This is a genomic window from Flavobacterium sp. HBTb2-11-1 (genome assembly GCF_009826975.1).
GTDB lineage: Bacteria > Bacteroidota > Bacteroidia > Flavobacteriales > Flavobacteriaceae > Flavobacterium.
Genome location: NZ_WUMO01000004.1, coordinates 149,306 through 176,179, shown reverse-complemented (window position 1 = coordinate 176,179; position 26,874 = coordinate 149,306). Strand labels below are relative to the sequence as shown.

21 protein-coding genes are annotated in these 26,874 nt (G+C 33.8%); 14 read left to right on the top strand and 7 right to left on the bottom strand.

Annotated features, from left to right (window positions below; all coding sequences use genetic code 11):
• Positions 1-272: 272 nt before the first annotated feature.
• Positions 273-2,438, bottom strand: coding sequence for a TonB-dependent receptor (locus GR162_RS10195; protein ID WP_160782060.1), 2,166 nt, complete (start codon positions 2,436-2,438; stop codon positions 273-275).
• 140 nt (positions 2,439-2,578) lie between these two features.
• On the opposite strand from GR162_RS10195, the gene GR162_RS10190 reads away from it, so the two are divergent.
• The 9 genes from GR162_RS10190 (at position 2,579) to GR162_RS10150 (ending at position 9,228) form a co-directional block, all read left to right on the top strand.
• The gene (locus GR162_RS10190; RefSeq protein ID WP_160782059.1) at positions 2,579-3,037 is read left to right on the top strand and encodes a DinB family protein; all 459 of its coding nucleotides are present in this window, start codon (positions 2,579-2,581) and stop codon (positions 3,035-3,037) included.
• A gap of 161 nt (positions 3,038-3,198) precedes the next feature.
• Positions 3,199-3,657: a YciI family protein gene (locus tag GR162_RS10185; protein ID WP_160782058.1), complete on the top strand. Its 459-nt coding sequence runs from the start codon at positions 3,199-3,201 to the stop codon at positions 3,655-3,657.
• A 3-nt stretch (positions 3,658-3,660) separates the two neighbouring features.
• Positions 3,661-4,236, top strand: a complete 576-nt coding sequence (locus tag GR162_RS10180) for a sugar O-acetyltransferase (protein WP_160782057.1) — start codon at positions 3,661-3,663, stop codon at positions 4,234-4,236.
• A complete protein-coding gene (locus GR162_RS10175; protein WP_160782056.1) occupies positions 4,236-4,625 on the top strand; it encodes a VOC family protein in 390 nt (129 codons plus the stop codon). Before GR162_RS10180 ends, GR162_RS10175 begins: the two co-directional genes overlap by 1 nt.
• Positions 4,626-4,967: 342 nt before the next feature.
• Complete coding sequence (locus GR162_RS10170; RefSeq protein ID WP_160782055.1) at positions 4,968-6,248, top strand: chloride channel protein; 1,281 nt, start codon at positions 4,968-4,970, stop codon at positions 6,246-6,248.
• Between the two features lie 84 nt (positions 6,249-6,332).
• A complete protein-coding gene (locus GR162_RS10165) occupies positions 6,333-6,932 on the top strand; it encodes an HPP family protein (protein ID WP_160782054.1) in 600 nt (199 codons plus the stop codon).
• A gap of 192 nt (positions 6,933-7,124) precedes the next feature.
• Complete coding sequence (locus GR162_RS10160; RefSeq protein WP_008468204.1) at positions 7,125-7,667, top strand: hypothetical protein; 543 nt, start codon at positions 7,125-7,127, stop codon at positions 7,665-7,667.
• Positions 7,668-7,762: 95 nt separating this feature from the next.
• A complete protein-coding gene (locus GR162_RS10155) occupies positions 7,763-8,122 on the top strand; it encodes a four helix bundle protein (RefSeq protein WP_160782053.1) in 360 nt (119 codons plus the stop codon).
• 47 nt (positions 8,123-8,169) lie between these two features.
• On the top strand, positions 8,170-9,228 hold the full coding sequence (locus GR162_RS10150) for a nucleoid-associated protein (protein ID WP_035647713.1): 1,059 nt from the start codon (positions 8,170-8,172) through the stop codon (positions 9,226-9,228).
• Positions 9,229-9,311: 83 nt separating this feature from the next.
• On the opposite strand, the gene GR162_RS10145 is transcribed toward GR162_RS10150, so the two are convergent.
• Together GR162_RS10145 and GR162_RS10140 are read right to left on the bottom strand one after the other, a co-directional pair.
• Positions 9,312-9,893: a TetR/AcrR family transcriptional regulator gene (locus tag GR162_RS10145; RefSeq protein ID WP_160782052.1), complete on the bottom strand. Its 582-nt coding sequence runs from the start codon at positions 9,891-9,893 to the stop codon at positions 9,312-9,314.
• Between the two features lie 70 nt (positions 9,894-9,963).
• Positions 9,964-10,716, bottom strand: a complete 753-nt coding sequence (locus GR162_RS10140; protein WP_160782051.1) for an SDR family oxidoreductase — start codon at positions 10,714-10,716, stop codon at positions 9,964-9,966.
• 227 nt (positions 10,717-10,943) lie between these two features.
• On the opposite strand from GR162_RS10140, the gene GR162_RS10135 reads away from it, so the two are divergent.
• A complete protein-coding gene (locus GR162_RS10135) occupies positions 10,944-13,313 on the top strand; it encodes a GAF domain-containing protein (RefSeq protein ID WP_160782050.1) in 2,370 nt (789 codons plus the stop codon).
• Between the two features lie 227 nt (positions 13,314-13,540).
• Here the strand turns inward: GR162_RS10135 and GR162_RS10130 are convergent, their stop codons facing one another.
• Complete coding sequence (locus GR162_RS10130; protein ID WP_066033828.1) at positions 13,541-14,728, bottom strand: Pycsar system effector family protein; 1,188 nt, start codon at positions 14,726-14,728, stop codon at positions 13,541-13,543.
• A gap of 26 nt (positions 14,729-14,754) precedes the next feature.
• Between GR162_RS10130 and GR162_RS10125 the strand changes: the two genes are divergently transcribed.
• On the top strand, positions 14,755-18,486 hold the full coding sequence (locus GR162_RS10125; protein ID WP_160782049.1) for a metallophosphoesterase: 3,732 nt from the start codon (positions 14,755-14,757) through the stop codon (positions 18,484-18,486).
• A gap of 155 nt (positions 18,487-18,641) precedes the next feature.
• Here the strand turns inward: GR162_RS10125 and GR162_RS10120 are convergent, their stop codons facing one another.
• Positions 18,642-19,499, bottom strand: coding sequence for an SdiA-regulated domain-containing protein (locus GR162_RS10120; protein ID WP_160782048.1), 858 nt, complete (start codon positions 19,497-19,499; stop codon positions 18,642-18,644).
• Between the two features lie 75 nt (positions 19,500-19,574).
• On the bottom strand, positions 19,575-20,627 hold the full coding sequence (locus GR162_RS10115; protein ID WP_160782047.1) for a hypothetical protein: 1,053 nt from the start codon (positions 20,625-20,627) through the stop codon (positions 19,575-19,577).
• 106 nt (positions 20,628-20,733) lie between these two features.
• Here GR162_RS10115 and GR162_RS10110 point away from each other — a divergent pair, with 106 nt between their 5' ends.
• The 3 genes from GR162_RS10110 to GR162_RS10100 are packed head-to-tail and all read left to right on the top strand — an operon-like array spanning position 20,734 to position 24,850.
• Positions 20,734-21,645 (top strand): ABC transporter ATP-binding protein, encoded by a 912-nt coding sequence (locus GR162_RS10110; RefSeq protein WP_160782046.1) that lies wholly within the window; start codon positions 20,734-20,736, stop codon positions 21,643-21,645.
• Positions 21,646-21,648: 3 nt separating this feature from the next.
• The gene (locus GR162_RS10105; protein WP_160782045.1) at positions 21,649-22,485 is read left to right on the top strand and encodes an ABC transporter permease; all 837 of its coding nucleotides are present in this window, start codon (positions 21,649-21,651) and stop codon (positions 22,483-22,485) included.
• A gap of 13 nt (positions 22,486-22,498) precedes the next feature.
• Positions 22,499-24,850: a T9SS type B sorting domain-containing protein gene (locus tag GR162_RS10100; protein ID WP_237421346.1), complete on the top strand. Its 2,352-nt coding sequence runs from the start codon at positions 22,499-22,501 to the stop codon at positions 24,848-24,850.
• A 110-nt stretch (positions 24,851-24,960) separates the two neighbouring features.
• Here the strand turns inward: GR162_RS10100 and typA are convergent, their stop codons facing one another.
• Entirely contained in the window at positions 24,961-26,757 is a 1,797-nt protein-coding gene (gene typA / locus GR162_RS10095; protein ID WP_008468169.1) for a translational GTPase TypA, read from the bottom strand.
• Positions 26,758-26,874 lie beyond the last annotated feature (117 nt).

The following is a 26,874-nucleotide window of genomic DNA, read 5'->3' as shown; positions in this document are numbered from 1 at the left end:
CTAAGTTTTTTTGTTGATGATTAAAACTCTTTTTTTTTAGCCTCTAAGTTTTTAAGTTACTAAGCTTTTTTACTTAGTATCTTAGCCACTTAGCGACTTTTTAATTTACACTTCAAAAGTATATTGGTTTTTAGTCTTTTAAAATTAAATGATACTGAGTTGTTGATTTTGGTTACTGAATTGTTTCTTTTAAGATACTAAGGTTCTGAGGGGCTAAGAGGCTAAGTTTTTTTTCCTTAGAACCTCAGTATCTTAGAACCTTAGTACCTTTTTTAAAGGTTTTTCAACTGATTCTCATTCTTATTCTGGCTAATCGTCCAGAAGAAACCTATGAAGAAGAATCTATCTGCTGTTGGCAATACGGCTTGTCTTTGATACACTCCGCTTGCATCTGGTGTTTTAGCGTAATCGTATCCGAATATATTTTGAGTTCCTAAAACATTTGAAACTGAGAAATAAAGGATTTTTTGTGTTGTTAATAAATATGCCCAGCTAAAACTTAAACTGTTATACGATTTTGTTTTTCCGTTCATAAATTGCGTCTGGTTCGGATCATTGTACGGACGTCCTGAGCTGAAACTGTTTGTTAAACTCGCCTGAGATTTCCAGTCTGTAATAAAATATTTTGCAACTACAGATAAATTATGGTTGGCAATAAAACTTGGAGTTGCCATGTTTGGAAAGTTTTTATATTGTCTTTCCGAATCGATATAAGAATATGAAATCCAATATTCTAAGTTTTTATACAAATTGCTGTCTCTCCAAAATAAATCCAATCCTTTTGCATAACCTGATCCGTTATTATTGAAAACCGAATTGTATTGAATATCTCTCGTATCATACTGCACCAAATTGCTGTAATCTTTGTAGTAAGCTTCTGCTCTCAATGTTTGTCCTGGTCTTGTAAACGTATAATTTAAAATATAATGTCTCGCTTTCTCGCTTTCAAACTGATGGTATTTAGAAAATTTAATATAATCTACAACTGGCGTTTGAGAATAATCTCCGTAAGCAAAAGAGAACTGACTGCTTTTTGAAGCTTTATAACCTAATGAAGCTCTTGGCGCAATATTGTTTTCGTTTAAAAGACTGTTGTTTGAATATCTCAAACCGACTTTTAAAGCTAATTTTTTAGAAAACATGATATCGCCTTCAGTGTAAGCTGCAAAAATGTTCGAATCATATCCATTTGTAACATCAAGAGCAATATTGTCTGCCACGTTTTCATCGTATTTGGTAATGAAATAATCAGATCCGAAAGACAATTTAAAATAGTTTGAAAATTTCTTACTGAACTTCAATTTCAGTTGTGCTGCATTTTCCTGACTGTCAATTCCTGTAATATCGTATTTCAGTTTGTTTTTGCTGTAACCGTAGCTCACTCCCGAAGTAATCTGCCATCCTGTTCCAAAACTTCCTTTGTAAGATGAATTCAAATAGAAGTTATTGTTGTTCATGTCAGTTCGAATCGGATTCTCGAAATTGACGTTTTTCTGATTCAAATCAAATTTTTCAGAATCAAATGAAGCATACAGCTTAAATATTCCGTTTGTGAAATTGTATCTGTAAACTGTTTCACCCCCAATCGATTGATAGGGATTGTTCCAATCTACATTTTGCGAAATAACAGCCTGATAAGGCGCTAAATTCACATACATCATATTGACACTTAAAGAGCTTTTTTTGAATTTTTGAGTATTTCCTAAACTCAAACCAACGGTCATTAATCCAATATCTGTTTTTTCATGATCTTCTTCATCTTGCGTATTTAAAAGTAAAACACTTGATAAAGCTTCGCCATATTCTGCGGAATACCCTCCAGTAGAAAATGCAATTCCGCTGAACAAGAATGGAGAAAAACGGCTTCTAGTCGGTAAATTATTGGTTGTTGCACCGTAAGGCTGCGCTACACGAATTCCATCTACAAAAGTTTGAGTTTCGCTCGCTTCACCTCCACGCACAAACAAACGTCCGTCTTCGCCAACCGTCTGCGTTCCTGGCAAAGTCTGCAATGCCGCCACAATATTTCCAGCAGAACCTGCTGTGGTCACAATATCTAAAGGTTTTAAAACTGAAACTCTCGCCTTATCTCCAGATTCTAAAGTTCCCGCTGTAATGACAACAGCATCTAGAGCATTAACATTTTCTCTTAATTTTACCGTTTGATCTTTATAATTGGTAACATCAATTTCTTGCTTGTAAGTCTCAAAAAGTAAAAAACTAACCACTAGAAACTTGTTTCCTGTTTCTGCAGTTTCAAAAGAAAAATCTCCAGTCTCAGAACTTGTTGCTCCATCGTAAGTTCCGTCAATATAAATATTTGCGCCTGCAACTGGTTTTCCTTTTTGGTCTACTACTTTTCCTGAAATTGTATTTTGAGCAAAAATTAATGCGGTAAAAAATAAAAAGCTAACTGTAAAAAATAATTTGGTTTTCATATCATCTTTGGTTTTGATGAGGCAAATGTATTTTAACATTAAACGTTAAAAAATATATAATAACCCAATTGTAGATTTTCGAGGATGAGTTGTAAAATACTAATTTGTATCTTAGCTAGGAAAACCAAAATCATTATTTTATGTCAGAAAGTAAACGAATTTCGAATCTATATCAGTCTATTTATAACGGAAATCCTTGGCTTGAAGTCAATTTAGACAATACATTAAAAAATGTAACTGCTGAACAGGCATATAAAAAAGTAAACCCAAACCTTAATACAATTTGGGAAATTGTAAATCATTTGATTCAATGGAGAAGAAATATTTTACAACGTATGCAAGGAGAAACAATCATAACTCCAGACCATAATTATTTTGTTCCTGTAATAGATCCTTCTGAGGCTGCTTGGGAGCAATCGCTTCAGACACTGGCAAAATCTCAAGATTCCTGGAATGCTTTTTTTGAAAGTTTTGATGACGAAGATTTAGCTAAAATTTATGTGAATAATGGTCATACCTACTACGAACACATTCACGGAATTATTCAACATGATGTGTATCATTTAGGACAGATTGTTATTTTGAAGAAACTGCTTTAATTATAAAAAAAATTTTCGCGCAGTATTGTCATTTCGACGAAGGAGAAATCTTCGTTGGTAGCTCGACAAAGATTGACTACTTTCTTTACGGAGTTTCTTGTGAAGATTTCTCCTTCGTCGAAATGACAAAATTGAGACTAATTCTAAAATTAATTGATCAAATGAAGACCTCAATTTTTATTCTAGCATTTTTATTTTTTAATGCAATCGGTTTTTCACAAGAAAGTGAAGCAAAATATGATGAAGCCTTAGCCACATCACTTCATGCTGACGAATACGGAATGAAGAAATATGTTTTTTGTCTTCTAAAATCTGGAAGCAATACAACAGCGTCAAAAGAAGAAACGAAAAAATTGTTTGAAGGTCACATGGCCAACATTGGAAAATTAGCAAAAGAAGGAAAACTGGCTGTGGCTGGGCCTTTCATGAAAAACGACAGAAATTATCGTGGCATTTATATCTTTAATGTAGAAACTATAGAAGAAGCTAAAGCTCTTGTTGCCACCGATCCGGCTATAAAAGCCAATTTACTCGAAGCCGAATTAACGCCTTGGTATTGTACCGCATCATTACAGGAAATTCCGAAAATGCATGAAAAAATCGCCAAGACGAAAATGTAAAATATGAAAACCGAAAAAGAAAAAATGATCTCTGGCGAATACTATAACGCTTTTGATCCTGAATTAGTAAAAGGACGCCGTGCGGCAAAAAACCTTTTACACAGCTTAAATGTAAAAGAATACCGAGTTACCAAAAAAGCAAAAGAAATTTTAAAGGAACTTATTCCAAACGCTGGAGCTGGTTTTTATATCGAACCTCCTTTTCACTGTGATTACGGATACAATATTTTTGCTGGCGAAAATGTTTATTTTAATGTGAATTGTGTGGTTTTAGACTGCGCGCCTGTAACAATCGGGGCGAATGTATTTATTGCGCCAAATGTTCAGATTTATACTGCTTCTCATCCGCTTGACGCTGAATTGAGAAAAACATTAGAAAATGCATATCCAGTAACCATTGGAGACGATTGCTGGATTGGGGGAAACTCTGTTATCTGCCCTGGCGTAACAATCGGAAAAGGTTGTGTTATTGGTGCTGGATCTGTTGTCACAAAAGATATTCCTGACAATTCGCTCGCAGTTGGAAATCCAGCAAAAGTTATTCGAAAATTAAATCAAGAACCTGAATCCACAAAATAATGCTTACCCTTAATAAAGTTCACCACATTGCCATTTTATGCTCCGATTACGAAAAATCGAAATATTTCTACACTCAAATTTTAGGTTTAACTATAATTAGAGAAATCTATCGCGAAGAACGCCAATCGTATAAATTAGATTTGGCTCTAAATGGTTCTTACGTTATTGAATTATTTTCATTTCCAAATCCGCCGCAAAGACCTTCAAGACCAGAAGCGGTTGGTTTGCGCCATTTAGCTTTTGAAGTAATTAATCTAGAAGAAACGATTGCTTTTTTAACTTCAAAAAACATAGAATCAGAACCGATAAGAATTGATGAAACAACTGAAAAACGTTTCACTTTTATTGCAGATCCTGATTTATTGCCGATTGAGTTTTATGAAAGATAGTTTTTTGCCACAAAGGCGCTAAGACGCAAAGATATTTCGCATTTTTTACAATTTCGACGAAGGAGAAATCTCCGCGAGAAGCTCTACAAAGATTGGCGATTTTGATTGCGGAGTTACTTGTGAAGATTTCTTCTTCGTCGAAATGACAAACTACCTGTTTAGTCTTTGCCTTAAATAAAAAACTTTGCGTCTTAACGCCTTTGTGGCAAAACCCTAACACGAAAGCTTTTCTTACTAATACCCATTTTAACACACTAAATTCAAGATTTCCTATAAAAAACCGAATTTGATGCTTAATTTTGTAACCCGCACAAAAAAAGTGCGATTTCAAATTTACTTCTGATGAACAAAACGGCGCAAATCAAAAAAAATCATCAATTAATTAAACTCCGAAAATTAGTTATTGTTTCTATTTTAATTGGCTTTCTTTCGGCTTTTCTCGGAATATCTTTAAAACGAATAACAGAGTATTACGAAGAGATTTTCTTTCACGAAGTTTCAGTTCATCCCATATTTTATATCGTATTTCCAGTTTTCGGTCTGTCGGTAATTTATTTCTTAAGGCAATACCTTTTCAAGAAAAAAGAAAACAAAGGAATCAAGGAAGTTTTTGAAAGCACGGCATCAAAATCTAAAAATCTCCCATCTTATAAAATTCCATCACATTTCATAAACGGATTATTAACCGTTATTTTTGGAGGTTCAACAGGAATTGAAGTTTCTACAGTTGTAGCAACGGCAACTATTGGTTCTGTTGCTCACGAAAAAGAAAATGTTTTCCGTCAATACAAAACCGAATTAATCTGTGCGGGTGTTGCGGCGGGCGTTACGGCACTTTTCAGCAGTCCGATCGCTGGCGTTTTATTTGCTTTCGAAGTAATTTCCAGAAAAGTAACACGAGCATTTGTAATTTCGAATTTAATCGCTGTTTCAATTGCTTTTGGTTTGCTAACGATTTTAAAAGAAGAACCATTATTTGCCGTTTCAATTACAACATGGCATTTAAAAGCGATTCCGTACTTCATTCTTTTAGGAATTTTAGCGGGAATGAATTCAGTTTACTTAACAAAATGTGTTTTATTCTTCAAATCGCAATTTGCTAAAATCAATACGCATTATTACAAAATCATTTTAGGTTCTATTGTTTTAAGCGCATCGTTATTCTTTTTCCCTCAATTATATGGAGAAGGTTACCATGCTATAAAAGGAATTTTCAGTAACGCACCTCAAATGCAATTGACGATAACTTTAGCTTTAACATTTATTGGAATTTTAATTCTAAAACCAATTGTTACTTCAATCACATTGGCTTCTGGCGGTGACGGCGGTGTTTTTGCGCCAAGTTTATTTATTGGAGCATTTTTAGGATTATTACTGGCTTCCATCTTAAACAGCTTTTTCCATGTAAATGTAATTCCTATTAACTTTATGATTATCGGAATGGCTGCAGTTTTAAGTGCCAGTATTCATGCACCTTTCACAGCAATTTTCTTAGTTTGTGGTTTAACAAACGATTATACTTTGTTTTTCCCAATTCTTGCCGTTTGCCTGATTTCAAAATACACTGCAAAAACAATTTATCCGTACACCGTTTACAGTTATTCTCCAAGTTTAGTTAAATAATTTCAGAATATTATAATCTGAAGATTAAGAACATACAGCAAAGTATATTTAAAAACATAACGAGCAAAATATAATACCACAATAATGCCAACAGAAAAAATAAAAAGAAGCTATCGCAAAACACGTTACATTCTTTACAAGGAAACTTTAATTGATTATAAAGAGCACTTTTGGTCGTTTTTAGGTTCGTTTGTCGGAATCGGAATTTTAGCCTATCTTGAATCTTCACAATTTACAGGCAGTGATGTAGTTTATTTAATCGGCTCTTTTGGCGCATCTAGTGTTTTGATTTACGGAATTATACAAAGTCCGTTTTCACAACCACGAAATTTAATTGGAGGACATCTTATTTCAGCTTTTATTGGTGTCACTGTAAACAAACTAGTGCCAGATATTGTCTGGATAACTGCTCCTCTCGCGGTATCGCTTTCCATTATTTTCATGCAGATTACAAAAACATTGCATCCGCCTGGAGGTGCAACAGCTCTAATTGCAGTTACAGGTTCAGCACAAATAAAAAGTTTAGGCTATATGTATGTGATTTCGCCAGTTCTAGTTGGTGTTTTAATTTTATTTGTAATCGCTTTGATTTTTAATAATATTACTCCAAGCAGAAGTTATCCGAGTCATAGTACTTATCACAAACATTATCATAAAATTAGAAAAAGATTGGCGAGAAAGTAAAAGTTTTCGAGTCTCGTTTGTCTCCCTGAGCGGAGTCGAAGGGCACTCCTATTGGAAAAAGGCTTCGATTCCCCTCAGCCAGACAAACTAATTGAAAATCAACTTTCTAAAATCTTTTCAACAAATCGCAATTCGAGATTCGAATTTCGTTTTTTATATTTTACCTTTGACCTCTCAATAAAAACAAAGATTATGGTTTATAAATTTAGAGTTATTCTAGACGCCGAAGAAGATATTTTTAGAGACATTGCAATTCTTGAAGATGATACTCTTGAGGATTTACACAATGCAATCTTCAATGCTTTTGGCTTTGACGGATCAGAAGTGGCTTCATTTTATACTTGTGATGATACATGGAATCAAGAAGATGAAATTCCGCTTTTTGATACAGGAGATGTTCCTGGCGAAATAAGAACCATGAACGATTATCCGTTATCTAGTATTTTAGACAAAGAAAATACAAAGATTATCTACGTTTATGATTTTATCAGCATGTGGACTTTCTTAGTTGAATTGGCTGCTATTGAAGATGAAGCTGTTGGAGCAACTTACCCAGAAACTTTATTCTCTCACGGTGAAATGCCAGACGAAGCTCTTGAAAAAAACTTCGAAGCCGATGACATGCACAATGATATCTACGGAGAATTTGAAGACGATCTAGACGAAGACGATCTTGACATGTTCGAAGGCGATGACAGCTTCGAAGATTATGGATTTGAGGAGAATTGGAACTAACGTAAGTTGCTAAGATGCTGAGACTCTAAGATTCTGAGTTTTTTAAATTTTGACGGTTTTTTCTTATTTTTATATTTAATTTAAAAGATAAGTTAATGAGTCATTTTAGAAAGATCTTGGTCTGGCAGAAATCAATTTCCTTAGTTACAAAAGTTTATAAAGCAACAAGAACTTTCCCAAAAGAAGAAACTTTTGGATTAACTTCACAAATACGTCGAAGTTCAATATCAATTCCAAGTAACATTGCAGAAGGATCTGGAAGAGAAAGTAATAAAGATTTTTTACGATTTTTATATATTTCTCTAGGTTCTTTATTTGAAATGCAGACCCAACTTGAAATTGCAAAAAATATAATTTACATAAGCGAAGAAGAATTTAACCTTTTATATGAGGATAGTCGAGAGATCGAGAGAATGTTAGCGTCGTTAATTAAAAAAGTAAAGGACACTATCTAAAAAAACTTAGTATCTTAGAAACTTAGAATCTCAGCAACTCAAAAAAAATGATCAACTTATTCAACACCCACATCGACACGCTGTCAATACACCGCGTAGGAAACAAAAGCCGTAACGAAGCTATTTTTTTATCGGAACAGCCGTTTAATTTAAATGACGAAATTGTGCCGCTAATAAAAGAATTCTTTTTTAAGCCTTTTAGAGAAAAAGAAGAAAACTATTATCAGTTTGCGCACGAAGTGGACTTGGACTACAACGACATGTTTAAATATGCAACTGAGATTTTTGCTAACCCTTCAAATGTGCATGAGGTTTCTAAAAACATCACAAAGCATTTATTTGAGCAATCCAATCACCCGCATATTAAAAACGGAGAGGTTTATGTGACTTATTTGACCAACTTAAGCATTGATAATAATGTTGTGGATGCAATTGGTATTTTTAAAAGCGAACTGCAAGCCGACTTTTTACAGTTTGAAGAAAACGGAAGCAATCTTGAAATGATTTTACAGCAAGGAATTAACTTGAGTAAATTAGATAAAGGATGTTTGATTTTCAACTACAAAAAAGAAGAAGGATATAAAATCCTAACAGTTGACAGCAACCGTTATGACGCGCGTTACTGGTTGGAGCACTTTTTATCTGTTGATGCTTTTGAAGATGAAAATTTCATCACTAAAAAATATTTAAAGTTCTGTCAAAACTTCGCAAAAGACGTCGTTTTGCCGGCAGAAGACAAGAAAGAGGAAGTAATGTTTATGAATCGATCTGTGAATTATTTCGCTAAAAATGATCAGTTTGAAGAGCAGAATTTCTTGAATGAAGTACTAGACAATCCTGATTTGATTCCTGAATTTAAAAACTATAAAGTTGATAAAGGAGAAAAATACAGCATCGAAGATGTTACCTCATTCCCTATTGCCAACGCAGCAGTTTCTGACGCTAGAAAATCGATTAAAAATGTAATTAATCTGGACACTCATATTCAGATTAAAATGGATTTTATCAATCCTGAAAGTGCAGAAAAATTTGTTGAAAAAGGCTGGGATGAAGAAAAACAAATGTATTACTACTTAGTTTACTTCAACAAAGAAGAAAAAAGCTAAGAAGTTTTCATTTTCTATTACTTACTTAATACAAAAAAAGGCAGTTACATTTGTAATTGCCTTTTTTTATTGAAACTGATTTTCTAAAACAAAACGAAAATCGATTTTAAAATATCATCATAAACTTGCTTATCTCTTTCTCCTGCACGAGCCAAAACTCTAATTCCAGAATAATTATTGAAAATAAATCTTGCAAGTGATCTTGCATCTTGTTTCTCTGAAATCTGGCCTAACTCCTGTCCTTTTCTTACAGCATTGCAAAAAATGTCTTCTACCACTTTCTGATTATCGTGAACGATTTTTGCAATCTCAGGATCATGCATCGCCAATTCGACTGCAGAATTTACCATAAAACAGCCCTTTGTAATTCGATCTTGAAGACTTTCTATAACCGCTTGTTTGAAAATTTCAATCAAAGCGGTTTTTATGTTCTCAGCATTTTCAAAAAGCTCATTAAGACTATCCAAATTTTGCTTTTGATATCTTTTTAATGACTTTACAAAAAGTTTTTGCTTGTCTCCAAAAGTATCATACAAGCTAGAACGGCTTAACCCTAAGTGATTCACCAAATCCTGCGCAGAAGTTCCGTTGTAACCTTTGTGCCAAAAAATCTCAATTGCTTTATCTAAAGCCTGATCTTCATTAAATTCTTTCGTTCTAGCCATGACATCAAATTAAAATTCTACACAAAGATAATAATTATACGGAACAATCGTTCCTGAATTAGTCAAAAAATTATAGCACTGTGTTTACGATAAGTCCACCGTCAACTACAATTTCAGATCCTGTAATGAACGAAGCGTCGTCTGAGGCTAAGAAACTAACTGTTTTTGCAACTTCAGCAGACTGCCCAAAACGTTTCAATAAAATCTTTTCGCCTAGAGCAGATCCTAAACCTTCTACTTCTTCTTTTTCTAAACCAACTTTTCCGTACAAAGGCGTTTCAATTGGACCAGGAGAAACAGCATTTACTCTAATTTTTCTTGAAGCCAATTCTACAGCAAAAACTTTATTTAAGGATAATACTGCTGCTTTACTCGCTGCATAAACGCTAGAATTTGGCATTCCGACATGAGCATTTACAGAAGTATTAAAAATGATAGAACCCCCGTCATTTAAAATTGGCAATACTTTTTGAACTGTAAAATAAACTCCTTTTACGTTCACATTCATAATACTGTCGTAATGATCTTCTGAAGCTGAATCTACTGGCGCAAAAGCCGCTATTCCAGCATTTAAAAATAAAATATCTACTTTTCCGAAGTTTGCTTTTACTTCTTCAACTAAACCATCAATTGATTTCAAATCAGATTGGTCAGCTACAATCCCTGTAACGTTTAGTTCTTCCTCTGCTTTCGCTAAAGCTTCTTTGTTTCTTCCCGTTACAATTACTTTTGCACCTTTTGCCACTAAATCAGCAGCCGCTGCATATCCAATTCCACTGTTTCCGCCAGTTACTATCGCAACTTTATTTTCTAAATTTTTCATTGCTATTTGTTTTTAAGTTATTGATTATTCAATTATTATGGTACAAAGATATAATAACGGAACGATCGTTCCGTTATTTAATATGTTAAATTTTAGTTAAAATAAAATTCGGTTAGCGCTAAACCTTTAATTATAAGAAAAACAACTATTTAACTATAGAGGAAAGAAATTGAAAAATAGCGTTCATTCTTAATTTATCATTAAATTTGCATTAAAAATAAACTAAGATGGATATTCAATTTTTTAAAGAAAGTCCTTTTACCACTATAATTTCATTCCAAAAGCTAATTGAATCTTTTGAAGAAATTGCGCTGTCAGACATTGATTATAGATCTAACTATGCTAAAGCGATTTTACAACAAATTGATTTAATTCCAGAACTAAAAACTGGGGTGCGAGATTATTCTATTATCAAAGAAAATGAAGCTTTGATCAAAAATATTCTAGCCGATTTGTTTCCGACTGCATTGACCCACAACGAAATAAAAGCGGTTACAATTCCATTTCAAAACATCTCCTTTAATTATACCGAGCGTTTTAAGAAAATCTTGAAAAATGCGGGAGACGAATTTTACATGGAAATTCGTGATTTTAGCGACCATCAATTCTATATTAACAACTGCTGTCTGATTCTCAGCTATTATTACAATCAGCGCATTGATTTTAATCAGCCATTTTTCTACGATATTCCAGACGAAAATGGCGTAGAAAAACATTATAGGATTTTATATAATGCCGATTTCATGGAAGTTATTCCAACGGAAAATTCTGTTCCATTAACTCAAGAAGATATCGATCAATTAATTGATAATTACAACGATATTAATTTATGGAAATCTAAATTTCCTCCAGGAAGCTGGATTTTAAGAGGTTTTGGAATCGTTTCATTATTTGATGCTACAACAGAAAGTGCCATTTCTATATTGAAGAGCAATCTCTTGAAACCTGGTCCAAAAACAGTTACGACTGATGAGGAAGTTTCTAATATTTTTCAATCCATTTTTAATCTTCCGAATTTGAAAGTCGGATTTATTATCTATAATCCGGAGGAAGAGAAATTTATTAGACCCGCGAAATACGAAAATAATATGAAAAGCTTTCTTCTTTCTGACAATCAGGAAGTGGATTGCAAAAATGCTTTTTTTGGATGTTCTTTCGAAAATTTACTAGATAATAAAGAGCCTTTTGTAATTTCCAACGTCAGCAAGTTTACTCAAGAATCTACAAACAAGAGACTTGGCGAACATTTGCTATCGCAGAATATTCAAAGCTGTATTTTTGCTCCTGTTATTAAAAGCGGGCATTTATTGGGCGTTGTCGAACTGGTTTCTCAAAACCCAAGAGATTTGAACAGTGTAAATGCTACCAAACTGGATTTGGTTCTTCCGTATTTAACTGATACAATTGATCGCTATAATACTGATATGCAGCATCAGATCGAAGCTATTATTCAAAGAGAATATACCACCATTCACCCGAGCGTGTATTGGAAATTCAAAAGAGAATCACAGAACTATTTTCAAAATATGAATCATACAAAAGATTATATTTTTAAAGAAATCGTTTTTAAAAATGTATATCCGCTGTACGGCCAGATCGACATTAAAAGTTCGTCTGAACACCGAAACGAAACGGTTAAAATTGATTTAAAAAGTCAACTTACAGCTCTGTTAGAGATCTTTGATAATCAAGACTCTAATTCAAATCTTGTTCTGTTGGAACAAAGAAAATTTGAATTGGAATCGCTTAGAAGCGAATTGGATTTTCCTTTAAAAGCAGATACAGAACAGCATGTACAGCGTTATATTGAAGAAGAAATTCATCCGATATTAAAAAACACTAAAAGCAATCCAAAAAGTAAAAAGCTTGAAGAATTGTATTTTGAAAAACTGGATGAAAAAACCGGCATGTTTTATCAGGAAAGAAAGAAGTTTGACAATGCCATGTCGATTATCAATAAAAGATTGGCAACGGTTTTAGACAGAAAACAAGTTGAAGCCCAGCAGATTTATCCGCATTACTATGAACGTTTTAAAACGGATGGTGTTGAGCACAATTTATATATTGGAGCTTCTATTTCGCCAACAAAACCATTCGATATTATGTATCTGCATAATCTTCGTTTATGGCAATTGCAGACTTTATGCGAAATGGAACTAGAACACCATGATCTTAAAGAATCTTTACCATATGAATTGGATGTCACGTCACTGATTCTGGTTTTTAGTTCTGCGCTTTCTATACGTTTCAGAATGGATGAAAAACGTTTTGATGTAGATGGAACTTACAATGCAAGATATGAAGTGGTTAAAAAACGAATTGACAAATCTCATATCAAAGGCACAAACGAAAGAATTACTGAAAAAGAGAAAATTACAATTGTTTACTCTCAAAATAGTGAAGAAGCAGAATATTTAAAATATATTAAATACCTGCAACATAAAAAAATTCTGGAGCCTTCTATTGAACAATTTGAAGTTGAAGATCTTCAGGGAGTTTCTGGTTTGAGAGCGATTCGCGTGAAAGTAATCAACAATAATTCGAATCCAGGAATTAAAAAAATAACCTATCAGGATTTATTAGATGAGCTCAACTAAATAGTTGAGCTTTTTTTGTTTTTAAAAACATAGATTTTGAAAACCGATAAAAGGCATTTCATTTTTTTGAAAAAAACATAGTCGCACCTAATATTGAAAAAAGCTTTGTCAAAGTCTAAACTTTGACAAAGCTTTCTGAATTTTGAGCTATGTGTGAGAAACAAGTTTCTTTCTCTATTCTTTTTTACACAAAAAGATCTATGTTTCTATGTGTTTAAAATTTTAATTTAAATAGACTTAAAAGCAATCACAAATGCAATTACCGTTATGATAATTCCGAACATGAAAAAATTGTAGGCAATTCGGAGTAAATTATATTTTCGCTGTAAAACCAATCCCAAATAATACAAATCTTTAATCATGGTTGAGTATAAATAATCACGGTCTTTCATCATTTCGTTCATTGCCCAATCATAATCTTCGAGCGGCATTTTGTAGAAATTTCCAAAAAACATCAAATTCACTTTTTTAGCTTCTACATCATCTCGAGTAAAAAATCCAGATGTTACTTTCGGGCGTGTAGAAAGAATCGCAAAAATAATTGTAATTACACTCGACATCAGCATAATAAACGTTGGCACGACCAAATGCGCATTTTTCGGACTATCCAATTTTGGAATAATAGAAGACAAAGCTATCGAAATAATAATGGCATTTACAGACAATAAAATATTGGCTTTGCTATCTGCAATACCGCTTAAACGCGTATGATTTCCAAGAGTGACACGAAATAAAGTATCAATTCCACGATCTGGTTTATCGGCTTTTTCAGCTTTCTCTCTTTTTTTATTTTCTTCTTCGAGTGCTGCGGCGGCTTTCAATTCCTGTTTATTGATTTTTTTCTGAATTAATAAAAGATTTTTTTCTTTCAGAGGCTGCCATTTTCTCAAGGCGTAATCTGTGTAGAATCTGTGTTTATTCAATAAAAAATTCAGGTTTTCTCTAGTCCATTCCTCATTAGAAAAACTCACTATACCTGCATTTTTTAATTCCAAACGCAATAATTCGCAAGTTGTCGCATATTCAGCTCCCATTAAATGAGCATAATCTGCATCTCTAATAATCTTTTCTAAGTGTGTTCTAGGCTCATATTCTTTAACAGTAGCTAGAATCAAACTCGAAACAAGCGCGATAAATTCTTCCGATTTTCCTTTTTCTCGTAAAAACTCAGCAGCAATTTTTGTACTTGTTTTTTCATGATTTTCATACCCTTCAATATATCCCGTATCATGAAACCATGCAGCAACCAAAAGTGCTTCCTTATCCTCACCGCTTACATCTTCTTTTTTGCAAAGTTCTTTGACTGCAGTAACAACTGTAAAAGTATGATTAAAATTATGGTAAGAATATAAATTAGAAAGTTTATCTTTGAGTAAATTACTCACGAAATCTTCGGATTGTTCTATTAGATTCATAAAGAATATTTTTATACCACTAAATTATGAAATTGTTTTTGGATAATCATTTTATTGCTAAGATTAAAAACTATTCATTAGCAATTATTGCCCTATTCATTGTTTACGCCTGCGCCACTCGCAAACCGCAATACGGAAAAAATGTTAGTGCCAACGAAACAGAAAACGCAACAGACACCATAAAAATTGCACATACTTTTTTCCTTGTTGGAGATGCTGGAAATGCCGACGAAGAACAGGCACAGCAAACGCTTGAACTTCTGCATAAAAAACTTAAGAAAGCAAGTAAGAAGTCAACGCTTCTTTTCTTAGGCGACAACATTTATCCGAAGGGATTTCCGGGTGATAAGCATCCTGAGGATAAGGCTTTAGCAGAAACTAAATTAACCAATCAATTAAAATTAACTGAAGGTTTTAAAGGAAAAACAATCGTAATTCCTGGAAATCATGATTGGTACAGCGGTATCAAAGGGCTAGAACGTCAAGCTGATTTTGTTACGAAATATTTAAATGATAAAAAAGGTTTTCTTCCAAGGAAATCCTGCCCTATTGAAAACGTAAAAATAGATAGCACGACTACTTTGATAGCTGTTGATAGTGAATGGTTTCTTGAAGACTGGAACGATCATCCAACAATCAATGATAATTGCGAAATCAAAACCAGAGAAGCTTTTTTTGAAGAACTCGAAGGTCTTTTAAACAAAAATCAAGAAAAAACCGTTGTTTTGGCTATTCATCATCCCTTACTAAGCAACGGAACACACGGCGGGCAATTTTCATTAGAAAAACAATTATTTCCTTTAGAGCAAAAAATTCCGTTTCCGATAATTGGTTCATTCATTAATTTGTTGCGAAAAACTTCTGGTGTAAATCCGCAAGATATCCAGAACAAACAATATACGATTTATACTAAAAGGATTAAAACCCTTTTGCAAAAGCAGAAAAATGTGATTGTAGTTTCTGGTCACGATCATAATCTGCAATATATCAGCAAAGAAAATATCCAGCAGATTATCAGCGGAGCAGGCTCAAAATCGGAAGCCGCACGAGCGATCAATCCTTATGATTTTTCATATGGCGGAAATGGTTATGCAACATTAACTATGTTTAAAAGCGGAGATGCAAAAGTTTCTTTTTATGGAAATGAAAATGGCAAAGAAAAGTTGCTTTTTGAGCGAGAGATTATAAAAGCCAAAGAAATTAACTGGGCTTCTGATATTCCCAACAAGTTTCCTGAAACTGTGACCACTTCGATTTATTCTCCAAAAATGACTCAAAAAAGTGCATTTCACAGATTTTTATTCGGCCAGCATTATAGAAAATATTACAGTCTACCGATTGAAGCGAGAATTGCTACAATTGACACTTTAAAAGGAGGCTTAAAACCCATTCGCGAAGGCGGGGGACATCAATCCGTTTCATTAAGAATGTCTGATCCTCAAGGGCGTGAATATATCATGCGTGCTATGAAAAAAAGTGCGACTGTATTCTTGCAATCAGTGGCTTTTAAAGATCAATATGTGGTGAATGAATTTGAAAAAACCTACGCCGAAGATTTCTTGTTTGATTTTTACACAACATCTCACCCTTATTCTTCTTTCGCTATTGGAGGCATGTCAGATCAAATCGGATTGAGGCATACGAATCCAATCTTATATTATATTCCGAAACAAAATGGTTTGGGTGAATTTAATGCGAGTTTTGGAGACCAGTTATATATGGTTGAAGAAAGACCTGCTGACAACCATCTTGATGGTAAAAATTTTGGAAAACCAAGCAACATCATCGGAACTGATGATATGATGCTGAACCTTCATAAAGATGAAAAATATACTGTTGATGAAAAAGAATATATCAAAGCGCGTTTGTTTGATATTCTTTTAGGTGATTGGGATCGACATAGCGATCAATGGCGTTGGGCTGAATACAAAGAAGATGGAAAGGTGGTTTACAGACCAATTCCGCGTGACCGTGATCAGGCTTTTGTAAAATACGATGGCGCTTTGCTTTCGCTTATAATGAATATGCCTCCGCTTCGTCATATGCGAACTTTTAAAGGCGACAGAATCAATGTTAAATGGCTGAGCAGAGAACCTTACCCAATGGATCTGGCATTTCTAAAAACTGCTGGACAAAAAGAATGGGTTGAACAAGCCAAGTACATTCAGGAAAATTTGACAGATGCAGATATCGACGTGGCTTTCAAAAACATGCCAAAAGAAGTGCAGGACGAAACAGTTGATGAAATCAAAGCAAAACTAAAAAGCAGGAAAAAGGATCTTCAGAAATATGCTCGTGAGTATTCTGATGTTTTAGACAAGACCATTATGATTGCGGGAACAGACAAAAAAGACAAGTTTGTTTTAAATCATAACGTAAAGAAAGGTATTGAAATTCAGGTTTTCAGAATCAAAAAAGAAGGCGATGAATTGCTTTACACCAAAAATGTAACCGATGATAAAACCAAAAATCTTTGGATTTACGGACTTGACAATAATGATGTTTTTGAAGTAAAAGGAAAAGAAAAATCCAGCATTAAAATTCGTCTGATTGGAGGCCAGAACAACGATACTTATAATATTGAAAACGGAAGAAAGGTTATTGTCTACGATTTCAAATCTAAAGAAAACACATACAATCTTGATTCTAAAACCCAAACACAGCTTACTGACGATTACGAAGTTAATGCTTACAATTACGAAAGACCAAAATATAATGTAGTTTCTGGTCTTCCAAACATTGGCTATAATCCGGATGATGGTGTAAAAGTAGGAGTTAACGTCAATTATACGGTTAATAATTTTAAACAAAATCCGTACACGCAAAGACATATTTTTAATGCTTTCTACTATTTTGCAACTGGCGGTTTAGAGTTTAATTATGCCGCACATTTCCCTGGTTTATTAGGCAAATGGGTTATTGATGTGGAATCATTGTACACCACTCCAAATTTTGCCATGAACTATTTTGGTTACGGAAATGAATCGCAATACGATGACGATTTAGGAATGGATTACAATCGTGTGCGCATTAGAAAATTTAATGCTTCAGGCGCTATTCGTCATGTTGGAAGATATGGAAGCGAATTTAGCATTCAACCCATTTTCCAAAGAATGACAGTTGAAGACACAGAAAATAGATACATCAATATTCCAGGCATTGTAAATCCAAATGTATTTGACAGCCAGAATTACGGAAGTTTAAAAGTAAAATATCTATTTAAAAATTCAGATTTTGCCGCTAAACCTACATTAGGAATGTATTTTATGATCGCAGGAACATGGACGACAAATCTTGACGAAACCAAAAAGAATTTCCCTACGCTTGAAAGTGTTTTAGGATTTACGCATAAAATTGATCACAACGGAAAATTGATATTAGCCACTTATCTTAAAGGAAAGGCCATTTTCAACAATAATTACGAATTCTATCAAGGTGCTTCTCTGGGAGGCGATACTGATTTACGAGGTTTTAGAAATGAGCGTTTCTTAGGAAATTCTTACTTCTCCCAAAGCTCTGATTTACGTTTGAGCATAGGAAAAATCCGCAAAACGATTGTGCCTTTTACGTACGGAATTTTAGGAGGTTTCGACTATGGAAGAGTTTGGCTTGATGGCGAAAATTCTAAAAAGTGGCACCAAGATTACGGCGGCGGACTTTGGCTGAATGCGATAAATGTTATTACAGCAAGAATCTCTTATTTCAAATCTCCAGACGAAATTGGAAGATTGATTTTTGGGGCAGCATATAGTTTTTAAAAAAAGATGCTGAGATTCTGAGATGCTAAGGTTCTAAGTTTTTTTAGCTCTGAGCTTAAAAAAATAGCAAGAATTCACGAATTATTTAAAATAAAAAATCGTGAACTCGTGGCTAATGTTTTCTTGGCACCTTAGAAACTTAGAATCTTAGTAACCTAGAGTTTAAACTCATACACTTTTCCTCCTATTTTGTTTGTTTTTTCATCGGCTATAAGTACGGTGTTGTTGTCTTTAAAAACTATAGCTTCTTTTTGTGAGAAGTGATTTAAGCTTAATTCCGTTTGAGTTCCTTTATGATATAAATCTCCCTTGAAGTTTTTAAACAAAAGCACCTTATCGTGACTTAGCAAAGCTACTTTTTTACCATCAGGACTTATTGTAGCGCTGGTCAGCACACAATGATTGTAATTATTGCAAGTTTTAAATTCTCCAATTCGAACTGCTTTCTGAGTTCCTGCAGCATTTTTGATTTTGTAGATAAAAGCTGTTCCGTCAAAACCTTTGCTTCTATTTTTGGTAAAAAGATAAAAAAAGCCTCCTTGTTCGAAGAAACCTTCAACGTCGTAAAACATTTCTTTTTTCTTTGGCGGAAATTCCTTTTGCTCTGGGTATGAAAATGAAATTTTATATTCAGCTTTAGCTACATTATGATTCAATTCATTTTTGGGCAGCTTATAAATACACAAATCTCTTCTCTCATTATCATTATTTCCAAAATCGCCAATGTAGATATTTCCCGTTTTATCTCTTGTAATATCTTCCCAATCTACATTTGTAGCGTTTGAAATCGTAATGGTTTTGGCTAATTCCCCTTTAGAATCGATAGCATAAATAGCATTCTTATTTCCGCTGTCTTCCAACGTATAAAGGGTTTTAGTTTCAGGAAAATAAGCGATTCCCGAAACTTCTTTCAATTTTTTCGGAAGCGAATAAAGTTCTTTTAAATCAGAACCAGATTGTTTCTGGCAAGCTAATAAAACTATAGAAACAACTACTAAAAAAGATTTTTTCATAATATTTTTTTTTATTCTGCCGCAGATTAAAAGGGTTAGAATGATTCCTAAAACTTTTGATCTGTGGCTAAAACTTTAAACTAAGTTAGTGTTTTTAAAATTACGGGTAATAAATTCAAATGCGGCGTGCATGATGTGCCCCATTGATTTTGCATTTTTAAATTTCATATCGTTCGTGTAACGGTATAATTCCATTTTTAATTGCAGTAAATGTTCCTGCGTCGAAATGGTATCGTGGCACATAATATTCAGTAATTTTTTAATTCTAGTTTCGGCTGAATGAATACGTTTTGCCAAAATCGCTCTTTCTTCATCTTTATATTGAATGATCGAACGTTCCTCTAATTTCTCTTTGATTAATTGAATCATTGGAAAATTTTCCTTGAAAAACTGGGGACGATACACTTTAAAATTTCCTTCGTAACATTGCTGGTCAAAATCGATCGGACGAATTTTATAGACTACCTGATCAAAATCGTGAATTGGAACAATTACATAATTATACGCTCTCATGTCACCCAAAAGACGAATCATACAGCGTTCGTTAAATTTCACAAACTCTTTGGCAATCTGTGCTTTTTCCATTTCACTGCATTTATCAAGCAACGTATCCATAAAAACATCACCAGGAATTCCGATAATATGCTCTTCGATCAAAGTATCCTTATAAACCAAAAAGTTAATTTTATCTGGCGAAAGAATATCTTCCAATTCCAGTCCGTAAATACGAGACGCATCTGCTTTTTTGATGTAAAAATGAACATAGTTATCATTGAGAATATTTCGGACTTTAATTCTAAAAGGCTTCGAATTTCCGAAAGTACAATAGTCAATTGCATCGACATTGAGGTATTGAATAATTTCGTTATTTCCATCAGAATGCAAAAGCGAGTATATCTTCTTTAGATTTAAATCAATTTCATTGCGTTCAAATTCGCTATAATATACCCTAATCCAAAGCGTGTCGGTATCATTTTTATCATAAACATTTATCGAACCCGAAAAACGTAGCAAGTCATCATAAAACACAGAAACTTTAGAAATACGCTCGTATCGTTCTAAGTAACTTAAAAGTGGCTGCGTTAAAGGGTAAGACGGTTTTTTTAAAACCATTAAAGGCTCGCTCATTTTGAATATCTTTATTACAAATTTACGTCAATACGATTTAAAGTTAGAATTTAAAGTAACAAAAATCAACTTGGCTCGTCATACTAAAAACTAAAACCAGAAAAATTTGGAAACCATATTAACCATTGAGAATTTAAGCAAAAGCTACGGCCGAATCCAGGCTTTGAAAAATGTATCTTTTCAAATACAAAAAGGTCGTGTTTATGGCATTCTAGGGCCAAACGGCAGCGGAAAATCGACTACATTGGGAATTGTATTGAATGTTGTGAATAAATCGTCTGGCAGTTATCGCTGGTTTGATGGCAATGTTGAAACTCACGATGCCTTGAAAAAAGTCGGCGCCATTATTGAAAGACCCAATTTCTATCCGTACATGACTGCAGAGCAAAACTTAAAATTAGTTTGCAAAATCAAAAACATCAACTATTCTAAAGTCAATGAAAAACTGGAATTAGTTGGTTTGAGCGAGAGAAAAGACAGCAAATTCAGCACTTTTTCTTTAGGGATGAAACAGCGTCTGGCGATTGCATCGGCTCTTTTAAATGACCCTGAAATTTTAATTCTAGATGAACCCACAAATGGATTAGATCCGCAGGGAATTCATCAAATTCGAGATATCATTAAAAAAATTGCCTCGCAAGGGACTACTATTTTGTTGGCTTCCCATTTATTGGATGAAGTAGAAAAAGTATGTTCGCAGGTAATTGTTTTAAGAAAAGGTGAAGTTTTGTATTCTGGTTCTGTTGACGGAATGTCCTCAAACGAAGGTTTCTTTGAAGTTCAGTCAAATGATAATTTGGTTTTAAAATCTGCTTTAATTGAACATCCTGCAATTGATAGAATTTCTGAAGAAGACGGAAAAGTTCTGGTTTACTTAAAATCAGATTTATCGGCTTCAGAATTGAATCAGTTTTTGTTTTTTAAAAACATTATTTTAAGTCATTTAGTAAAACGTAAAAACAGTTTGGAGGCACAATTTTTAGAATTAACCAAAAACGCTATCGCTCAAAAAAACTAAACCATGAAAAGACTTCTTTCTATAGAATTGCAAAAAATCTGGATGAACAAAGCCAGTAAAATATTAACATTAACTTATTTCATTTTACTTTCTTTTATAGCCTTAATTGCAGCTATAAAATTCGACATAGGACCTTTCAAATTTCATTTGGCAGAAATGGGAATTTTTAATTTTCCTTTTATCTGGCATTTTAATACTTATGTTGCCGCTTGGATGAAATTCTTTTTAGCTATTGTTATTGTTTCGATGATGGCAAATGAATATAGCTATGGAACTTTAAAACAAAACTTAATTGACGGTCTTAGTAAAAAAGAATTTATTCTATCGAAATTCTTAACTGTCGTTTTATTTGCCTTTGTGTCTACTGTTTTTGTTTTTGTAATGAGCTTAATTCTAGGATTATGCTTTTCTTCTTACACAGAGTTCGGGATTATCTTTAGTGACTTAGATTACCTTTTGGCCTTTTTTGTAAAACTGACAGGCTTCTTTTCTTTCTGTTTATTTTTAGGAATATTAGTAAAACGTTCTGCTTTTGCATTGGGTTTCCTTTTGGTTTGGAACATTCTTGAAGGTATTATTAAAGCTATTTTGGCATTCAAAGTTTTTCCGGACAGCAACACTAATCAAAAAATAATGCAATTTTTTCCGTTGGAAGCCATGTCTAATTTAATTGTCAATCCAGGCCCAAGATTATCTGTTGTCAAAAATATTGGCACACAAATGGGAATTGAAACCGATGCTGATTTTAGCGTTGATTATTTTGCTGTTTTTATTGTTTTAATTTGGACTTTCGTATTTACACATTTTTCTTACAAATTATTAAAAAATAGAGATTTGTAGTATATTTGTTACTATGAGTCCTTCAAGAATTTTATTTCTAACATTCTTTTTGTGCTGTTTTTATAACAAAATCAGTGCACAGGCTATCTCTGTAAATTCTACTGCCACACCAGTCGATTTAATTCAGAATGTTTTAATAAATAGTTCTTGTATAGATACTGAAAGTGTAAGTGCTTCAGGGAATCCGACTCCAAACCAGCAGAGTTACGGTTCTTTTACGGGAGGTGCAAATTTTCCATTCTCTAGTGGAATCGTTTTAAGCACTTCCCCAAGCAAAAAAGCAGAAGGCCCTTATAAGCAACAAGAATCTAAAGGAGTCGAAGTTCCTGGATGGAACGGCGATGCAGATCTTAACCAAGCGTTGGGAATTAACAATAGTACACAAGCAACAGTTTTGGAATTTGATTTTATAGCATTGACCAACTCTATTAGCTTCAATTATATTTTTGCTTCGAATGAATATCAACTTAATTTCCCTTGTATTTATTCAGACGGATTTGCTTTTTTGATTAAAGAAGCTGGAAGCAGTGAAAACTATAAAAATCTTGCCGTTTTACCCAATACTACTACAGCGGTTTCTGCGACAACAGTCCATCCAAAAATTGACAACATGAATGGCGCGGGTGGAGAACCACTTATTGGCTGTCAGGCCGTTAACGAAAATTACTTTAATGGCTATAATACAGCTTCTAGTCCTATTAATTATGCCGGACAGACAGTGGTGATGAATGCTTATACAGATGTTATTCCAAACAAAAAATACCATTTAAAATTGGTTGTCGCCGATGATGCTACAAGACAGTACAACTCGGCAGTTTTTATTGAGGCAGGCAGTTTTGTAACGAAAATAAATTTTGGAGAAGATAGAACCGTAGCAAATAATAATCCGATCTGTTTTGGCGAAAATTATGTTTTAGACACCAATATAAGCTCAACAGCTTATACTTTTAAATGGTTCAAAAAAGATGCTTCCAACAATTATGCTGAGATTCCTGGAGCAACGTCTTCCTCTTATACTGTACAAACATCGGGAATGTATAAAGTTGAAGCAAATTTGAGTGGCACAACATGTATTTCTACTGGAGAAATCACAATTGAGTTTACTCCTCAAATTCAATCAACCAACACTTCTTTATTGCAATGTGATGATGATGCAGACGGCTTCACCATTTTTGATTTGAGCAAAGTTGCTAATATCGTAAAAAACAATAATCCGCAGATTATCAATCAAGGATATTACGAAACTTTGGCAGATGCACAAGCTAAAACAAATCCAATTTCAAATCCACAACGTTACACCAACAAAACTCCGAATCAAATTGTTTTTGCTAGGATTGAAAATACTTTTGGTTGCAGTGCAATACCTCAAATTACATTAAATATTTCTAGTACTGTAATTCCAAATCAGGCTCCAATTGCCAAGTGTGATGAAGATGAAACGCAAGATGGTTTATATCAATTTGATTTAGCGACAGAAGTAACTCCTCAAATTTTAACGGGTTTGCCTCCTGGATTGGTAGTCAATTATTTTTTGACAGCTTCAGATGCAGTTACAGAGACTAATCAGCTACCCAATATTTTTAAAAATACTACGCCAAATAGCCAAACTATCTACGCTCGGGCCGCTAATGGCTCAAACTGTTATGACATAACTCCTATCGAATTGATTGTTCATACTTTTGACCCGCCTAATTTTGAAGATGTAACACAATATCTTTGTAAAGGTGATGAGATAACATTAGACGTTGCTACTGGCTTTAGCAGTTATATTTGGTCTAACGGAAGTACAACAAATTCAACCCAAGTTAATACCGCTGGTGATTACTCTGTGACGGTAACAGATGTAAATGGATGTAAAAAAACCAAAGCCTTCAAAGTAATTTTATCTGAACCAGCTACAATTACGGGAGCAGATGTAAAAGATTTTTCTGGAACAGACAATTCTGTAAAAATCCTATATACTGGAGTCGGAAATTATGAATTTTCTCTTGATGGAACCATTTTTCAAGATGATCCTACTTTCACACAAATAAGTCCGGGAGTTTATAATGCGATTGCTAGAGACAAAAATGGCTGTGGCCTGTCTAATGTATTTCAAATATATGTCTTAGATTATCCGCGCTTCTTTACTCCAAACGGAGACGGATACAATGATTTGTGGGCAATTAAAAACATTGACCAAATGCCAGACTATACCATCTCGATTTTTGATCGCTACGGAAAATTATTAAAACAAATGAATCAGAATGGATCTGGTTGGAACGGAATTTTTAACGGAAGAGAAATGCCTTCAGATGATTATTGGTTCACACTTCTTTTTGTTAATGGAAAAAATGTAAAAGGACATTTTAGTTTGAAAAGATAACCTACTTAAAATTCAAATACTTAAATTCCAAATTCCAAACTATACATAAAAAACAATCCCAAACTCCTTAATTGGAATTTGGGATTTTTTATATTGAATTTTAAATCTAATTAGATTTTAAATCTTTTTCTATCATTTTCGTTCAAGTAAATCTTTCTTAAACGTAAAGATTTTGGAGTAACTTCAACATACTCATCTTTTTGGATGTACTCTAAAGCCTCTTCTAATGAGAATTTGATAGCTGGAATAATTCTAGCTTTATCATCAGCTCCAGAAGAACGAACGTTAGAAAGCTTTTTCGTTTTAGTAACGTTAACCGTCATATCGTCGCTACGAGTATTTTCTCCAATTACCTGACCTTCATAGATATCCTCGTTTGGATCAACGAAGAATTTACCACGATCTTGTAATTTATCAATAGAATAAGGAATTGCTTTTCCGTTTTCCATAGAGATTAATGAACCGTTGTTACGTCCAGGAATTTCTCCTTTGTATGGTTCGTACCCGATGAAACGGTGTGCCATAATAGCCTCACCAGCAGTAGCAGTAAGCAATTGGTTTCTTAAACCGATAATTCCACGAGATGGAATGTTGAATTTAATGATCATACGCTCACCTTTACCTTCCATAGAAAGCATTTCTCCTTTACGGATAGTTACGAACTCAACCGCTCTACCTGAAAGGTTTTCTGGCAAATCGATAGTTAATTCTTCAATTGGCTCACATTTAACACCATCAATTTCTTTGATGATAACTTGTGGCTGACCAATTTGAAGCTCGTACCCTTCTCTTCTCATTGTTTCGATAAGAACAGACAAGTGAAGTACACCACGACCAAAAACCATGAATTTATCAGCTGAATCAGTTTCTCCAACTTTCATCGCTAAGTTTTTCTCAAGCTCTTTTGTCAATCTTTCACGGATATGTCTAGAAGTAACAAATTTACCTTCTTTACCAAAGAAAGGAGAATCGTTAATTGTAAACAACATACTCATTGTTGGCTCATCGATAGCGATAGTTTGTAAAGCCTCTGGATTTTCAAAATCAGCGATAGTATCACCAATTTCAAAACCTTCAACACCTACAACAGCACAAATATCACCAGCAACAACTTCTTCAACTTTTCTACGGCCTAAACCTTCAAAAGTGTGTAATTCTTTAATTCTAGATTTGATGATTTTACCATCTCTCTTTACCAAAGAAATTGGCATTCCTTCTTTTAAAGTCCCTCTTTCAAGACGACCAATAGCGATACGACCTGTAAAAGAAGAGAAATCTAAAGAAGTAATCAACATTTGAGGAGTACCTTCAGTTACTTTTGGCGCAGGCACATTTTTAATAACCATATCTAACAATGGCTCAATGTTTTGCGTTTGAACTTTCCAATCATCAGACATCCAGTTGTTTTTTGCAGAACCGTAAACTGCTGGGAAATCTAACTGCTCTTCAGTAGCTCCTAATTCGAACATTAGGTCAAAAACTTTTTCATGAACTTCCTCAGGAGTACAGTTTTCTTTATCTACTTTATTGATAACCACGCAAGGTTTCAATCCTAAATCAATCGCTTTTTGCAAAACGAAACGAGTTTGAGGCATTGGTCCTTCAAAAGCATCAACTAGCAAACATACACCATCGGCCATGTTCAATACACGTTCTACTTCACCTCCAAAATCGGCGTGGCCAGGAGTGTCAATAATATTGATTTTTGTTCCTTTATATTGAACCGATACGTTTTTAGAAGTAATTGTAATACCTCTCTCACGCTCTAAATCGTTATTATCTAAGATTAAATCACCTGTGTTTTCGTTCTCACGAAATAACTGACAGTGATACATAATTTTATCAACCAAAGTTGTTTTACCGTGATCGACGTGGGCAATAATTGCAATGTTTCTAATAGATTCCATCTGTGATTTTTAATGGGCGCAAAGGTACACTTTATTTTCTAAAAAAAAATGTTTCTGACATAGTTTGCGTATATACAATCAATTAGTTAATACAAAAACACGAAAATATCGTTTTCA